The organism is Kitasatospora sp. CB01950 (genome assembly GCF_001905465.1).
Lineage (GTDB): Bacteria > Actinomycetota > Actinomycetes > Streptomycetales > Streptomycetaceae > Kitasatospora.
On record NZ_LISX01000009.1, the window covers coordinates 136,182 to 149,543 of the forward strand.

16 protein-coding genes are annotated in these 13,362 nt (G+C 73.7%); 10 read left to right on the forward strand and 6 right to left on the reverse strand.

Annotated features, from left to right (window positions below; all coding sequences use genetic code 11):
• The first annotated feature begins 52 nt into the window (after positions 1-52).
• Positions 53-256, forward strand: a complete 204-nt coding sequence (locus tag AMK19_RS22840; protein ID WP_073814792.1) for a hypothetical protein — start codon at positions 53-55, stop codon at positions 254-256.
• A 62-nt stretch (positions 257-318) separates the two neighbouring features.
• Here AMK19_RS22840 and AMK19_RS22845 read toward each other — a convergent pair whose 3' ends face one another.
• Both AMK19_RS22845 and AMK19_RS22850 read right to left on the reverse strand, forming a co-directional pair.
• Positions 319-726, reverse strand: coding sequence for a RidA family protein (locus AMK19_RS22845; protein ID WP_073814794.1), 408 nt, complete (start codon positions 724-726; stop codon positions 319-321).
• Positions 727-768: 42 nt separating this feature from the next.
• Positions 769-1,536: a GntR family transcriptional regulator gene (locus AMK19_RS22850; protein ID WP_073814795.1), complete on the reverse strand. Its 768-nt coding sequence runs from the start codon at positions 1,534-1,536 to the stop codon at positions 769-771.
• 289 nt (positions 1,537-1,825) lie between these two features.
• On the opposite strand from AMK19_RS22850, the gene AMK19_RS22855 reads away from it, so the two are divergent.
• The 7 genes from AMK19_RS22855 to AMK19_RS22885 all read left to right on the forward strand — a co-directional run bounded on the left by AMK19_RS22855 (position 1,826) and on the right by AMK19_RS22885 (position 7,809).
• The gene (locus tag AMK19_RS22855) at positions 1,826-2,992 is read left to right on the forward strand and encodes an ABC transporter substrate-binding protein (protein WP_073814797.1); all 1,167 of its coding nucleotides are present in this window, start codon (positions 1,826-1,828) and stop codon (positions 2,990-2,992) included.
• An 8-nt stretch (positions 2,993-3,000) separates the two neighbouring features.
• Positions 3,001-4,005, forward strand: a complete 1,005-nt coding sequence (locus AMK19_RS22860; protein ID WP_143200344.1) for an ABC transporter permease — start codon at positions 3,001-3,003, stop codon at positions 4,003-4,005.
• A complete protein-coding gene (locus AMK19_RS22865; protein WP_198953411.1) occupies positions 3,993-4,823 on the forward strand; it encodes an ABC transporter permease in 831 nt (276 codons plus the stop codon). Before AMK19_RS22860 ends, AMK19_RS22865 begins: the two co-directional genes overlap by 13 nt.
• A 23-nt stretch (positions 4,824-4,846) precedes the next feature.
• Positions 4,847-5,929, forward strand: a complete 1,083-nt coding sequence (locus AMK19_RS22870) for an ABC transporter ATP-binding protein (protein ID WP_073814798.1) — start codon at positions 4,847-4,849, stop codon at positions 5,927-5,929.
• Between the two features lie 293 nt (positions 5,930-6,222).
• Entirely contained in the window at positions 6,223-6,882 is a 660-nt protein-coding gene (locus tag AMK19_RS22875; protein WP_073814799.1) for an HAD family hydrolase, read from the forward strand.
• Positions 6,882-7,202, forward strand: coding sequence for a DMT family transporter (locus AMK19_RS22880; protein ID WP_073814800.1), 321 nt, complete (start codon positions 6,882-6,884; stop codon positions 7,200-7,202). The genes AMK19_RS22875 and AMK19_RS22880 overlap by 1 nt, the downstream gene beginning before the upstream one ends.
• A gap of 58 nt (positions 7,203-7,260) precedes the next feature.
• On the forward strand, positions 7,261-7,809 hold the full coding sequence (locus AMK19_RS22885; protein ID WP_073814801.1) for a DUF6584 family protein: 549 nt from the start codon (positions 7,261-7,263) through the stop codon (positions 7,807-7,809).
• A gap of 33 nt (positions 7,810-7,842) precedes the next feature.
• On the opposite strand, the gene AMK19_RS22890 is transcribed toward AMK19_RS22885, so the two are convergent.
• The 4 genes from AMK19_RS22890 to AMK19_RS22905 all read right to left on the reverse strand — a co-directional run bounded on the left by AMK19_RS22890 (position 7,843) and on the right by AMK19_RS22905 (position 11,768).
• The gene (locus AMK19_RS22890; protein ID WP_241844528.1) at positions 7,843-9,081 is read right to left on the reverse strand and encodes a glycoside hydrolase family 3 N-terminal domain-containing protein; all 1,239 of its coding nucleotides are present in this window, start codon (positions 9,079-9,081) and stop codon (positions 7,843-7,845) included.
• A gap of 104 nt (positions 9,082-9,185) precedes the next feature.
• On the reverse strand, positions 9,186-9,866 hold the full coding sequence (locus AMK19_RS22895; RefSeq protein ID WP_073814807.1) for a phosphonatase-like hydrolase: 681 nt from the start codon (positions 9,864-9,866) through the stop codon (positions 9,186-9,188).
• 34 nt (positions 9,867-9,900) lie between these two features.
• Entirely contained in the window at positions 9,901-11,022 is a 1,122-nt protein-coding gene (locus tag AMK19_RS22900) for a TIGR03364 family FAD-dependent oxidoreductase (RefSeq protein ID WP_073814810.1), read from the reverse strand.
• Positions 11,023-11,129: 107 nt separating this feature from the next.
• Entirely contained in the window at positions 11,130-11,768 is a 639-nt protein-coding gene (locus AMK19_RS22905) for a phosphatase PAP2 family protein (protein WP_073814812.1), read from the reverse strand.
• Between the two features lie 190 nt (positions 11,769-11,958).
• On the opposite strand from AMK19_RS22905, the gene AMK19_RS22910 reads away from it, so the two are divergent.
• Complete coding sequence (locus tag AMK19_RS22910; protein WP_073814815.1) at positions 11,959-12,327, forward strand: BlaI/MecI/CopY family transcriptional regulator; 369 nt, start codon at positions 11,959-11,961, stop codon at positions 12,325-12,327.
• On the forward strand, positions 12,324-13,310 hold the full coding sequence (locus AMK19_RS38175; protein WP_073814817.1) for a M56 family metallopeptidase: 987 nt from the start codon (positions 12,324-12,326) through the stop codon (positions 13,308-13,310). The genes AMK19_RS22910 and AMK19_RS38175 overlap by 4 nt, the downstream gene beginning before the upstream one ends.
• Positions 13,311-13,362: the final 52 nt, after the last annotated feature.

The following is a 13,362-nucleotide window of genomic DNA, read 5'->3' on the forward strand; positions in this document are numbered from 1 at the left end:
TGCGTCGAAGACTAGGAGAAATCCTCAACCCCCCGCAGTGAAAGGCCCATTGATGTTCACCGCAGTCGTCCGACAGCTCGCCGCCTGCCAGCGCGCAGTGGTCGTGGCCCTGGCCCTGCTCCCCGTGATCCTGGTGACGGTGGCCTGCCTGCCCGCCGTCCTGCTCCTCCCCGCCTTCCCCGGCGGCATCCGCCGCCTCACCGCCCTGCTCACCCTGCTCCGCCGCTGGACCGACACCGTCCTGTCCCGGAGCTAGGCAGGGCACGCCCAAGGCAGTCCCCGTCACGGCGCCCTACCGGCAGAAGTGGCGGCGTCCGGTCACTCGGGCAGCGCCGCCGTCAGGTCGATCTCCACCAACTGGCCGCGGTAGCCGAGCGCGGTGACGCCCAGCAGCGTGCCGGCGGTGGCGAATGCGGGCGCGAGCGGCCCGGCCTGCAGGTGGTCCCAGGCGGCGGCGAGTTCCTCCGCCCGGTCGCTCACCACGTAGATCACCGACCGCACCACCCGCTCGGGGCCGACCCCGACCGCCCCGAGGGCGACCAGCGAGTTGGCGACCATCTGGTCGATCTGCGCGAACAGGTCGCCCTCGCCGACCAGGACGTCGTGGCGGTCCATCGGGCACTGCCCGGCCAGGTGCGCGGTGCGGCCGGCTTCGACGACGGTGATGTGGGCGTAGCCGCCGGTCGGGTGGAGTTCGGCGGGGCTGATGCGGGTGATGTCGGTCATCCGCCGATGGTCGCCCACCCGCAGGACGGCCGCACCCGAATTTCAGTCGTTCTCCCGGGCGTGCCGCGAAAGCGCCGACGACGCAAGGGAGTTGTGGATCGAGAACGCCACCGTCCCGGGCAGGTACCGGTCCTGGGACCACTCGACGGGCGTGCCGGTGGGGTCCGTCGTGCGGCGCTTCTCGCGCAGCAGCGGGCTGCCGCGCCGGCAGCCGAGCAGGCGGGCGTCGTCGGCGTTGGCGCCGACCACGTCGATGGTGTGGTCGGCGTCGCTGAACAGGATGCCGTGTTCGCGCAGCGGTTCGGTGTGGGAGACGGCGTCGGGCGGGAGTTGGGCGACGAGTTCGCCGACCCGGGGCGGGTAGACGGTGCGTTCGACCATGACGGGGGTGCCGGAGAGGGTGCGCAGCCGGAGCATGGCGTAGACCTCGGTGCCGGGTTCGAGGCGCAGGTGTTCGCGTTCGGCGGCGTCGGCGGGGCGGCGGACCATGGATTCGAGCCGGCCGCCGGGTTCCTCGCCCATGGAGCGGGCCCAGTGGGTGAAGGAGAGCAGTTCGGAGAAGGACTGGACGCGGGCGCTGCCGAGGACGACCCGGCGGGTGCCGCGGCGGGAGGTGACCAGGCCGTCGGCGCGCAGCAGGGCGAGGGCCTGCCGGACGGTGCCGCGGGAGACGCCGTACTGCTCGGCGAGGGCGCCCTCCGCCGGCAGTCGTCCGGCGTCGCCGAACGAGCCGGAGGTGATCGCTTCGCGCAGGTCGGCGGCCACCTTGCGGTAGAGCGAGCCGGCGGCGCTGTCCTGGTCGGGTGCCACGTGCGTCGAGTCCCTTGACTGGTAAGGAGATTGGGCTGTGTCCGCGCTGTGATCGCGCGTACACCATTGACTGTAGCCGCTGCTGCCGCGCCCTCCGGCGCGGGGCGCGACCGTTCCGACAGCCGCCCCCTGTACTGGGCCGTCCGTTCACTTTCCCGTCACCGGCCTCGGGCGTACTTAGCTCGGGCGACGGAAGTTGGCTGGCCAACTTGGCCGCGGACATGCCGCGCCGCGCACCGAACACCCTCTTGTGATCTCTGCAGCTCCACTTCCTCCAGGAGACCCTCCCGTGACCGTGCACCGCCACCGCGCCGCCGCCCTCGCGGCCGTGCTGACCGCTGCCGCGCTCTCCCTGTCCGCCTGCGGCTCCGCCGGCTCGACCGCCAAGTCCGGCGACGCCAAGGGCGGTGCGGGCAACGCCAAGACCGCCACCTCGCTGGCCGACTTCGGCGGCATGGACGGCCTGGTCGCCGCCGCGAAGAAGGAGGGCAAGCTGCACGTCATCACCCTCCCGCGCGACTGGGCCAACTACGGCAAGCTGATGGACGACTTCAAGGCGAAGTACGGCATCGAGATCGAGGACGAGAACCCGGACGGCTCCAGCCAGGACGAGATCAACGCGGTCAAGTCCCGCAAGGGCCAGGACCGCGCGCCCGACACCCTGGACCTGGGTTCGGCGTTCGCGCTGTCCGCCGCCAAGGAGGGCATCCTCGCCCCCTACAAGGTCGCGTCCTTCGACAAGATCCCGGACACCATGAAGGACCCGGCCGGTCTGCGGGTCAACGACTACGGCGGCTACGTCTCGATCGGCTGCGACGCCAAGAAGGTCGCCAACTGCCCGAAGACCTTCGCCGACCTGCTCAAGCCCGAGTACAAGGGCCAGGTCGCGCTGAACGGCAACCCGACCAAGTCCGGTTCGGCGTTCGGCGGCGTGTACGCGGCCGCGCTGGCCAACGGCGGTTCGCTGGACAACATCCAGCCCGGCATCGACTTCTTCGCCAAGCTGAAGCAGTCCGGCAACTTCAACCCGGTCGAGTCCACCCCGGCGACCGTCGAGAAGGGCGAGACCCCGATCTCGATCGACTGGTCGTACCTGAACGCCGGCTACACCGACGAGTTCAAGGGCAAGGGCGTCGACTGGAAGGTGTCGATCCCCTCGGACGGCTCCTACGCCCAGTTCTACAACCAGGCCATCAACAAGGACGCGCCGCACCCGGCGGCCGCCCGCCTGTGGATGGAGTACCTGTACTCGGCCGAGGGCCAGAACGGCTTCATGGGCGGCTACGCCACCCCGGCGCTGTTCGACGCGATGAAGAAGGACGGCACCCTGGACACCGCCGCCGCGGCCAAGCTGCCGGTCGTCGAGAAGCCGTTCACCACCTTCCCGTCCTCGGAGCAGATCGACGCGGCCAAGAAGGTCGTGACCGAGAACTGGGCCAAGGCGATCGCGGGCTGATCACCGAAATGACCACGGCTCCCACCCCGGTGCCGGCCCCGGCCGCCGCTGACCTCAGCGGCGGCCCGGGGGCCGCGGGCACCGCCACGAACTCCCCCACCCTCCCGAACTCCACCCCGCCGAGCTCCACCCTCCGGAGCTCCGCCCCTAAGGCCGCCGGACGCCGCCTGCTGCGCGGCAAGTCCTGGCTGGCCACCGTCCCGCTGCTGGTGTTCTTCCTGATCGGCTTCGGCCTGCCCGCCGTCGCCATCGTCACCGGGGCGTTCACCGTCTCCAGCGACGCGGACACCGGCGCGGGCTCGTTCACCACCGCCAACGTCACCGACTCGGTGCAGGGCGCCTACTGGACGGCCCTGGTCTCCAGCGTGAAGCTGTCCGCGCTCACCGCGCTGATCGGCACCGTCGTCGGCGTCCCGATCGCACAGGCGGTGCTCACCTCCCGGTTCCGGGTGCTGCGCGAGGCGGTGCTGACCGCCTCCGGCGTGCTCGCCAACTTCGGCGGCCTGCCGCTGGCGTTCGCGTTCGTCGCGACCCTCGGCAACGCCGGTGAGCTGACCAAGATGTTCCACCTGACCGACCACGGCTGGTCGCTGTACAGCTTCACCGGCCTGACCGTCGCCTACCTGTACTTCCTGGTGCCGCTGATGGTCCTCACCATCACCCCGGCCCTGGAGGGCCTGCGGGTCCAGTGGCGCGAGGCCGCCCAGAACAACCGGGCCACCAGCCTCCAGTACTGGCGGCACGTCGCGCTGCCGATCCTCTTCCCGTCCCTGCTCGGCGGCTTCGTGCTGCTGTTCGGCTCGGCGTTCGCCGCGTACGCCACCGCCGCCGCGATGGTCGGCGCGACCGTCCCGCTGATCAGCCGGCAGATCGCCGACGCGCTGTCCGGCAACGTGCTGGTCGGCCAGGGCAACCTGGCGCTGGCGCTCAGCCTCGACATGATCATCGTCGCCGTCCTGGTGATGGCCGTGTACCTGCCCCTCCAGCGTCGGAGTGCCCGATGGCTCAGCTGATCTCCCGTCTGCGGGTCTGGCGCGGGGCGGTCCTGCTGCTGGCCGGCCTGTACTTCCTGATCCCGATGGCCGCCTCGGTGTGGTTCTCCATCGACGACGTCAACGGCACCATCGCCTTCGACGCCTACACCGGCCTGATCTCCGCCCCCGGCTTCACCGACAGCCTGGTGCTCACCCTGGAACTCGCCGTCGTCACCGTCGTGGTGCTGCTGCTCCTGCTGGTGCCCGCCATGATCGCGGTCCGGCTCGGCTCGCCGAAGCTCCGCCCGCTGCTCGAAGTGGTCTGCACCTTGCCGCTGGTGGTGCCGCCGGTCGCCCTGACCGCCGGCCTGATCGGCGTGCTCCGCTGGGGCCCGGACTACCTGATGGACACCCCGTTCTTCCAGACCTTCGTGTTCGTCCAGCAGCCGGAGTTCCCGCTGGTCCTGGTGATCGCCTACGTGCTGATGGCCCTGCCGCTCGCCTACCGCGCCCTGGACTCCGGCCTGCGCGCCGTGGACGTCCGCACCCTGGTCGAGGCCGCCCGCAACTGCGGCGCGAGCTGGCCGCGCGCGGTCGTCCAGGTGATCCTGCCGAACCTGCGCGGCGCCCTGCTGAACGCCTCCTTCCTCACCCTGGCCCTGGTCCTCGGCGAGTTCACCACCGCCTCGATCCTCGGCTACCAGCCCTTCGCCGTGTGGATCTACTCGGTCGGCAACAGCCAGGGCCAGATGTCCGTCGCGGTGTCCGTGCTCAGCCTGCTGATCACCTGGGTGCTGCTGCTCCTGTTGGCCGCCGCCGGCCGCGAGCGCCGCCACAAGACCGCCACCGCCTCCTGAGCCTCTCCCGGAGACCACCACCCATGAGCACCGCCACCCTCGCCCCCGCCGGACGCACCACCACCAGCGCCACCGTCGAATTCCGCTCCCTGCGGCGGCAGTTCGGCACCACCACCGCCCTCGACGGCCTCGACCTGACGGTCGAACCGGGCGAACTCCTCGCCCTGCTCGGCCCGTCCGGCTGCGGCAAGACCACCGCGCTGCGCATCCTCGCCGGGTTCGAGACCCACGACTCCGGCGAGGTCCTGGTCGACGGCGAGGACATCACCCGAATCCCCGCCCACAAGCGCGACGCCGGCATGGTGTTCCAGTCCTACAGCCTCTTCCCGCACCTCACCGCCGCCGACAACGTCGCCTTCGGCCTCCGCATGCGCGGCGTCGCCAAGGCCGAACGCCGCAAGCGCGCCCACGAGTTGCTCGAACTCGTCGGCCTGCCGCAGCGCGCCGAGCACTACCCGCACCAGATGTCCGGCGGCCAGCAGCAGCGCATCGCCCTCGCCCGCGCCCTCGCCCTCCAGCCGCGCGTCCTGCTCCTCGACGAGCCGCTGTCCGCGCTCGACGCGAAGGTCCGCCTCTCGCTCCGCGAGGAGATCCGCCGCCTCCAGCAGGAACTCGGCATCACCACCCTGTTCGTCACCCACGACCAGGAAGAGGCCCTCTCGATGGCCGACCGGGTCGCCGTCCTGCGCGCCGGACAGCTCGAACAGTGCGCGACGCCCTCCGAGCTGTACTCCCGGCCGGCCACCGCGTTCGTCGCCGAGTTCGTCGGCACCATGAGCCGTATCCCGTGCTCGCGCACGGCCGACGGCCAGGTCGAGGTCCTCGGCCATCGGCACCCCGTCGACGGCGACCTCCCCGCCGACGGCGACCTGCACGTCCTGGTCCGCCCCGAGAACGTCGAACTCACCCCCGCCGCGGACGGCCCCGCCCAGGTCGTCGCCGCCTCCTTCCTCGGCGCCGTCACCCGCCTCACCGTCCGCCTCGCCGACGGCACCGAGATCAAGTCCGACGTCCCCACCGAGACCGCCACCACCCTCCCCCTCGGCACCCACGCCACCCTCACCCTCCCGCCCCGCCCCGTCCTCGTCGACCGCGCCACCCCCTGACGCCCCGCCAGGCGCGCGTGGGGACACCTCCCTGCCCGCCAGAACTGCGCGAGAACGCGCTGGTCTAAGGCCCGCCCACCGGCCGTCAGTTGCACCACGCGGCGCTTTCCCGACCCTCAACCTTCGTGCCCCGCCAGGGGCGCGGGGAACTGCGCGAAGCGGAAGACACCGGCCCAAAACCTGCCCGCCAACAGCCAGTTGCACCACGCAGCGCTTTCCCGATCCTCAACCTCCACGCCCCGCCAGGGCCCCGTCCCACGCCCTGGCCCGACATGCCCACGTAAGGTACCGCCATGCCTGCATCCCACCCCGCCGCCGTCCTGTTCGACATGGACGGCACCCTGGTCGACACCGAGCACCTCTGGTGGCAGGCCGCGGCCGAACTCGCCGCCGAACTCGACCTCACCCTCACCGACGCCGACCTCCCGGACGTCCTCGGCCAGGCCGTCGAGCACACCGCGGCCCACCTGTACCGCTCCAGCCGCACCACCCGCGCCGAGTCCGAGCTGATCGAGCACCTCAACGACGCCTTCGCCGCCAAGGTCGAGGCCGAGATCGTCCCCCGCCCCGGCGCCCTCGCGCTGCTCTCGGCCCTCCGCGAGGCGCAGATCCCCGCCGCCCTGGTCTCCGCCTCCCCCCGCCGCGTCGTCGATCTCGTCCTGCACGCTCTCGGCCCGCACTGGTTCACCACCACTCTCGCCGCCGAGGACACCCCCCGCACCAAGCCCGCCCCGGACCCGTACCTGGCCGCCGCCGCGCGTCTCGGTCTCGCCCCGGCCGCCTGCGTCGCCGTCGAGGACACCCCCACCGGCGTCGCCTCCGCGCACGCCGCCGGCTGCGCCGTCCTGGCCGTCCCGTCCACCGTCCCGATCGCGGCCGCCGACGGCATCACCGTGCTCGACAGCCTCGAACACGCGGACCTCGCGTTCCTCGGCGCCCTCACGAGTTCCTGATGCCGTACCTGCTGCTCGCGCTCGCGATAGCCAGCGAGGTCTGCGCCACCAGCCTGCTGAAGCTCACCGAGGGCTTCTCCCGGCTGTGGCCCAGCCTCGCCGTCGCCGTCGGCTACGTGCTGTCGTTCTTCCTGCTGGGCCGCGCCCTCAAGCACATCCCGGTGTCCGTCGCCTACGCCGTCTGGTCGGGCGCGGGCACCGCGGCCGTCGCCGCGATAGGCACGACCTTCTTCGGCGAGTCGCTGGGCCGCCTCCAGTGGTGCGGCATCGCCCTGGTGATCGCGGGCGTGGTCCTGCTCAACCTCCGCTCCTCGCACTGACGACGCCCCGCCGAAAGCCCGTTGACGCACCGCCCGCCGGCCCGGAACGATCACTGCCATGAGCGTCGAATCCACCCTGGCCAAGGCCGCCGCCGACCGGCGCGAGTGCCGGTACGGCCTCGCCCGACGCCGCCTGTACGGCCTGCTGTCGAGCTACCCGACCGACCTGACGATCCGCCTCGCGATCGCCGGCGCCCACGGGTACGACCCGCCCCAGGCCGGCCGCTGGAACTACCTCGACGACTCGCTGACCACCACCGAACTCGCCGCGTTCGAGAAGCAGTTCCGCGACCCGGCCCGCCGCCTCGCGGTCCTGCGCTGGCCCGACCCGGACCGCAACCCGCCGTCCACCCCGACGGCCCGCCGCCGTCTCGCCGCCCTCCACCGCGCGGCCACCGGCAAGGCCCCGAACTGGCCGGACCACCCGGAGGACGCCACCGCCCCCGCCCCGCCCCCGCGCGAACCGGAGCCCCTGTACCTGCCGCTCCCACCGCCGCCGCCGATCGCCCTGCCGTACCGCAAGCCCGAGCCCCCGGCGCACCTCTGGCCCAAGCGGATCGCCCTGCTGCTCTGCCTCGCCGCCCTGACCTGGCTCTACTTCCGCTGATCCCGCCCCGCGGCAACTCGCCTTCCGGCCGAGCTACTTGAGCGACCCCCGCAACGCCTCCACCCGGTCCGCGGACGCGGTGAACGCGTCCCGGTCGAGATCCCCGGAGTCCAGTGCACCGGCCAGCGCGGCGGCCGCCTGGTCGCCCTGCCCGACGTCCCGCGCGGAGCACAGGATCAGGTCGACACCGGCCCCGGCGACAGCGAGGGCCCGTTTCGCGGTGCTGCCGACGGGGTCGAGCGCCTTCGCCTCCAGCGCGTCCGTCACCGTGACGCCCCGGTAGTTCAGCCGCCCCCGGAGCTCGTCGCGGACGACGGTGCCGGACATCCCGGCGGGGGTGCCGGGGTCGAGCGCGGGGTAGACGGCCCAGGACAGCATCACCAGCTTGACGTCGGCGGCGACCGCGTCCCGGTAGGGGCGCTCGTCGACGGTCCGCAGCGTGTCCAGGGAGACGTTGAGCGTCACCGGCTCCTCGTCGGTGTTGGCCCCGGCGGGCGCGCTGCCCAGCCCCGGGAAGTGCTTGGCGGTGGCGGCGACCCCGGCGCCCTGCTGGGCCTTGATGAACGCGGAGCCGAGCCGGCCCACGACGGCGGGGTCGGTGCTGTACGAGCGCTGGGCGCTGTCGGCGAAGTCGCCGGGGGTGCGGTAGACGTCGAGGACGGGCGCCAGGTTGAGGTTGAGTCCGAAGCCGGCCAGGGTCGCGGCGGCCTGCCCGCCGGTCGCGGTGGCGGCGGCGGTCGGGTCGGCGGCGCGGCCGACGTCCTTCGCGGACTGTCCGGGCCCGCCGGGCAGCCGCCGTACCAGGCCGCCTTCCTGGTCGGTCATCAGCAGCAGCGGCCGCGGGTTCGGGGCCTGCTGTTCGGCCTGCCGCAGCTGGTTGACGGCGGTGCGCAGCACGGACGGGTCGCTGCCGACGTTCTCGGCGAAGAAGATCACCCCGGCGACCCGGCCCTCGCGGATGCGCTGCAGCAGCGCGGCGGGCGGCGTGGTGCCGGGGTAGGAGTACACGATCCGCTGTCCGGCCAGTTCGGCGGAGCTCGCCGCGGACGCGGGGGCGGGCGTCAACGAGGCCGAGGGGGACGGCGAGGGCGAGGGGGACGGCGAGGGCGACGCCGAGGGTGAAGGCGAGGGCGACGGGCTCTCCGGCTCGGGGCTGCCGGCCGTCGGGCTGGGCGACGGGCTGCCGCCGTTGCCTGCGTTGCCGGGCGATCCGCAGCCGGCGGCCAGCGCCAGGCCCAGCACGAGCAACAGTCCGACCGACCTCGATGACATCGACATACCGTCAGACAAGCATGCGAACTACCTCGGATCCAGCACCGGCGCGACCCCGGGGCGTCAACGCCACCCCGGGGCCGCACACACCGCCTGACCGGGCGTCAGCCCAGCAGCACCGCCGGCAGCTCGGCGATCGAGCCGAGCACGTGCGTCGCGCCGTCCGCCCGCAGCCGGGCCTCGTCGTGGGCGCCGGTGAGCACGCCCGCCACCACGGACGCGCCGGCCCGGGTGCCGGTGAGCATGTCGTAGCCGGTGTCACCGGCCACCGCGATCTGCCGGACCGAGTCGGTGCGGGTGCGCAGCAGCGCGGTGAGCACCATGTCGGGGTAGGGGCGGCCGCGGCCCGCGTCGGCGGGGCACAGCGTCAGGTCGGCCGCGGACTGCCAGCCGAGCGCGTCCAGGATCCGGTCCTGGGTGGTGCGGGCGAAGCCGGTGGTGAGGACCACCTTCAGGCCCCGGCCGCGCAGTTCGGCGATCGCCTCGGCGGCGCCGGGCAGCGCCTCGCAGCGGCCTTCGTCGACGAGGCTGTCGTAGGCGGCCTCGAAGGCCAGGTTGGCGGCCTGGGCGCGGTCCTCGTCGCCGAACAGGTGGCGGAAGACCGAGATCTTGGACTCGCCCATGGTGGCGCGGACGTGCGCCAGCATCGCGGTGTGCTCGGGGCTGCCGGTCTCGACGCCCTGGGAGCGGGCGGCGGCGGCGAAGGCGAGCTCCACCAGGCCGTCGTCGGCGACGGTGGTGCCGGCCATGTCGAGCACCACCAGGGTCACATCGTGCGTGGTCATGTTCTGCCCTTGCAGTCGTTCGGGAGTGGTGGGCTCAGAGGCCGGCGAGGTCGGCGGTGGTCTCGGCGATCGCGGGCGAGCAGGTCATGCCGCGGCCGCCGGGGCCGGTGACCAGCCAGGTGCCGTCGGCGACCTGCTGGCGGTGCACCACCCGGGTGGTGTCGACGCACTGGGCGTAGACGCCGGCCCAGCGGCGGCGGATCTTCGGCAGCGGCCGGCCGAGCAGGGCCTCGGCGACCTCGGCGACGTGCTCGTACGGGTCCTCGACGACGTCGAAGCCGAACGGCTGGTCGTACTCGTGGGTGTCGCCGATGGTGAGGCCGCCGTCCTTGCGCTGGACCATCAGCAGCTGCATCTTGTGCTCGGCGGCGACCGGCGACTGCGGCTGGACGGCGCGCAGCGCGTCCAGCTCGGGGCCGGCGAAGGCGGGGTAGTAGCGGAACGAGTCGCCGTCGGCGACCGAGGTGGTGAGGGTCTCGCCGAGCGGGTCGGTCTGCATCATCTGCAGGCGGACCCGGCGCACCGGCAGGTCGGGGACGAGTTCGCGGACCAGGCCGCCGAGCCAGGCGCCGGTGCACAGGATCACCTGGTCGCCCTGGTGCAGCTGCCCGTGGTCGTCGCGGACGGCGGCGGCGCCGACGACCTCGCGGACCTCGCGTCCGGGCAGGAAGGTGTAGCGGCCGGTGGCCTCCAGCGCGGCGCGCAGCGCCGGCTGGGCGACCCGGGATTCGACGGCGCCGTCCCGGGTGCAGTGCAGGCCGCCGAGGAAGTCGCCGCGCAGCGCCGGGTTGACGGCGCGGACCTGGTCGGCGTCGAGCAGGCGGTAACCGCGGGCGGCGGCGTCGGGCAGCTCGACGGCGGCTTCGGCGACGGCGAGTTCGGCCTCGGTGCGGGCCATCGTGAGCGAGCCGTTGGGCCGGAACCCGAGGCCGGGGACGCGCGCGCCGATCTGCTCCCAGAGTTCACGGGCGCGCAGCGCGACCTCCAGCTCCTCACCGGCGGCGCGTCCGCTGACCCAGACCAGTCCGAAGTTGCGGACGGACGCGCCGCGCGCCTCGGCCTCGCGCTCCAGGTGGACGACCTCGTGGCCGCGCTCGACGGCCTGCCAGGCGTGCATGGTGCCCAGCACGCCTGCTCCTACGACGATTACCTTCATGCGGACAGGCTGGGGCGTCGAGGTGGCCGCAGGTCGTCCGGATCGGGTCGGTCAGGTGAACCGCCCGCAAGAGTTGTCCATACAACCTGGGCCACCGGCGGGGAGGGTCAGGCCGCTCCGGCACCGAGGACGGGGCCGAGCGGGCCGGTGCGCAGCCGGTCCACCAGCGGTGCGGCCCTCCCGGCGAGCAGCGCCAGCGGGATCGCGACCAGGACGCCGACCAGCGCGCCGACCGCCACGTCGTGCGGGTAGTGCGCGCCGACCCAGACCCGGGAGGCGCCCATCAGCACGGCGGCGACCAGGCCGATCCAGCCGAGCCGACGGTCCGCGTACCAGAGCGCGACGGCGGCGGCGAACGCGATCACCGTGTGGTTGCTGGGGAACGACCAGTCACCGGGGGCGGGACAGGCCTCCAGGGTGACGGTGCCGGGGATCTGCTGGCAGGGCCGGTTCTCCTCGACCAGGCTCTTGAACACCGAGTTCACCAGGTACGCGCCGACCACGATCAGCGGCGAGGCCAGCACCCGGGCCATCACCGTCGAGTCGGCGGCCCGGGCCCGCCACCAGCCCCACACCATCAGCACCGCGAAGACGCCGAGGCCGAGCGCCGACCACTGCGTGACCAGTTGGTCGAACCAGTGCGGCGCGGCCTCGGCCCACCCGGTGATCCGGGTGTAGAGGCCGCCGTCGATGCCGCTGCCGTCGTAGGCGAGCAGGCGGGCGGGGGGATGAACGTTCGAAGTCACAGGGACAAGGTGTACCAGAACGGACGTACTGGACGGCTCGGCCGCAGAGGCGAGCAGGAGTGACTGGGGCAAGGCTGGCGGACCTCCCGTTACCTTTGGGGGTGGCCGATCCCCGGCCGCCCCCGCACGTCTACAGTGTTGTAGACGTCGATCGACAGGACTGTAGACGAATGCCGGAGGTTCGCGCGACATGACGGATTCACCCGCACGTCGCCCGTCGGGCGAGCTGGAGTCCCAGGTGCTCGCCGCCCTCTGGGCCGCCGGCGCCCCGCTCACCCCCCAGCAGGTGCAGGACGCCGTGGACGCCGACCTGGCCCGCACCACGGTCGCCACCATCCTGGCCAGGCTGCACGAGAAGGGCACCGTCGCCCGCAGCAAGGCGGGCCGCTCCTTCGCCTACACCCCGACCGTCCAGGACGCCGACGGCCTCGCCGCCCGCCGGATGCGCACCGAACTCGACCGCGGCCGCGACCGCTCCACGGTGCTCGCCCGGTTCGTCTCCGACCTGTCCGACGAGGACGAGCGGCTGCTGCGCGACCTGCTCGGGGACCAGTCGTGACCCTCGCCGTCTGGATCCCGCTGCTGCTGCCGCTGCTCGCCGCGCCGCTGGCCCGCCGGCTCGCCGAACAGCTCGCCCCGCGCACCGCCGCGCTCACCCTGGCCGCCACCGCCGCCGCCCTCGGCACCGCCGCGCTGGCCTCACTCGGCCTGCTCACCGTCACCGGCCTGCTGCACCTGCCGTACGCGGCCGCGCTCGCCCACTTCACCCCCGCCCGCCGCCTGCCCGACGCCCTGTCCGGGACGCAGTGGGCGCCCGCCGCGGCCGCCGCCGCGCTCGCCCTGCTGGTGATCGGCGCGCTCGCCGCCCGCACCGCCCACCACCAGCTGGCCGACCTGCGCCGGGCCCGCCGCGCCACCGGCGACGCCCCCGCCGGGCTGCGCGCCCGGCTGCGCCGCAGCGGCCCGGCCGCGCTCACCGTCCTCGACGACCACCGCGCCGACGCCTACGCGCTGCCCGGCCGGCCGCCCCGGATCGTCGCCACCACCGGCATGCTGGCCGCGCTCAGCGCGCCCGAACGCGCCGCGCTGCTCGCCCACGAACGCGCCCACCTGGCCGGCCGCCACCACCTGCTGCTGGCCGCCGCCGAGTACGCCGCCGCCTGCCACCCGGCGCTGCGGCCGCTGCGCGGCGCGCTCGGCTACCACCTGGAGCGCTGGGCCGACGAGTGCGCCGCCGCCGAGGTCGGCGACCGGGCCCTCACCGCCCGGGCGATCGGCCGCGCCGCCCTCGCCGCCTCCCGCGCCCCCGCCGACCCGCGCCCCCGACTCGCCCCCGCCGCCGCCGGCGGCCCGGTGCCCCGCCGGGTCCGCGCCCTGCTCACCCCCGGCCGTCCGCGCAGCCGCCGCACCGCCCGCACCCTCGCCGCCCTCGCCCTGGCCGGCTGCCTGGCCGCCGCCGCGGTCACCACCGCCGAGGCCGGCCACGACCTGCACCGCGCCGTCGAAACCGCCCAGGGCGAGCGCCCCGCCCCGCACCACTGAACCGATCAGTGTGCACCGGCCGCCACCGGGCGGACGACCTTCCTTCCCCGGC

Coding starts and splice junctions, on each gene's coding strand:
- AMK19_RS22845 (WP_073814794.1), bottom strand. CDS start 726: ATGACCGACATCACCCGCATCAGCCCCGCCGAACTCCACCCGACCGGC.
- AMK19_RS22840 (WP_073814792.1), top strand. CDS start 53: ATGTTCACCGCAGTCGTCCGACAGCTCGCCGCCTGCCAGCGCGCAGTG.
- AMK19_RS22890 (WP_241844528.1), bottom strand. CDS start 9,081: ATGTCATCGAGGTCGGTCGGACTGTTGCTCGTGCTGGGCCTGGCGCTG.
- AMK19_RS22860 (WP_143200344.1), top strand. CDS start 3,001: ATGACCACGGCTCCCACCCCGGTGCCGGCCCCGGCCGCCGCTGACCTC.
- AMK19_RS22880 (WP_073814800.1), top strand. CDS start 6,882: ATGCCGTACCTGCTGCTCGCGCTCGCGATAGCCAGCGAGGTCTGCGCC.
- AMK19_RS22910 (WP_073814815.1), top strand. CDS start 11,959: ATGACGGATTCACCCGCACGTCGCCCGTCGGGCGAGCTGGAGTCCCAG.
- AMK19_RS22870 (WP_073814798.1), top strand. CDS start 4,847: ATGAGCACCGCCACCCTCGCCCCCGCCGGACGCACCACCACCAGCGCC.
- AMK19_RS22900 (WP_073814810.1), bottom strand. CDS start 11,022: ATGAAGGTAATCGTCGTAGGAGCAGGCGTGCTGGGCACCATGCACGCC.
- AMK19_RS22875 (WP_073814799.1), top strand. CDS start 6,223: ATGCCTGCATCCCACCCCGCCGCCGTCCTGTTCGACATGGACGGCACC.
- AMK19_RS22885 (WP_073814801.1), top strand. CDS start 7,261: ATGAGCGTCGAATCCACCCTGGCCAAGGCCGCCGCCGACCGGCGCGAG.
- AMK19_RS22895 (WP_073814807.1), bottom strand. CDS start 9,866: ATGACCACGCACGATGTGACCCTGGTGGTGCTCGACATGGCCGGCACC.
- AMK19_RS22865 (WP_198953411.1), top strand. CDS start 3,993: ATGGCTCAGCTGATCTCCCGTCTGCGGGTCTGGCGCGGGGCGGTCCTG.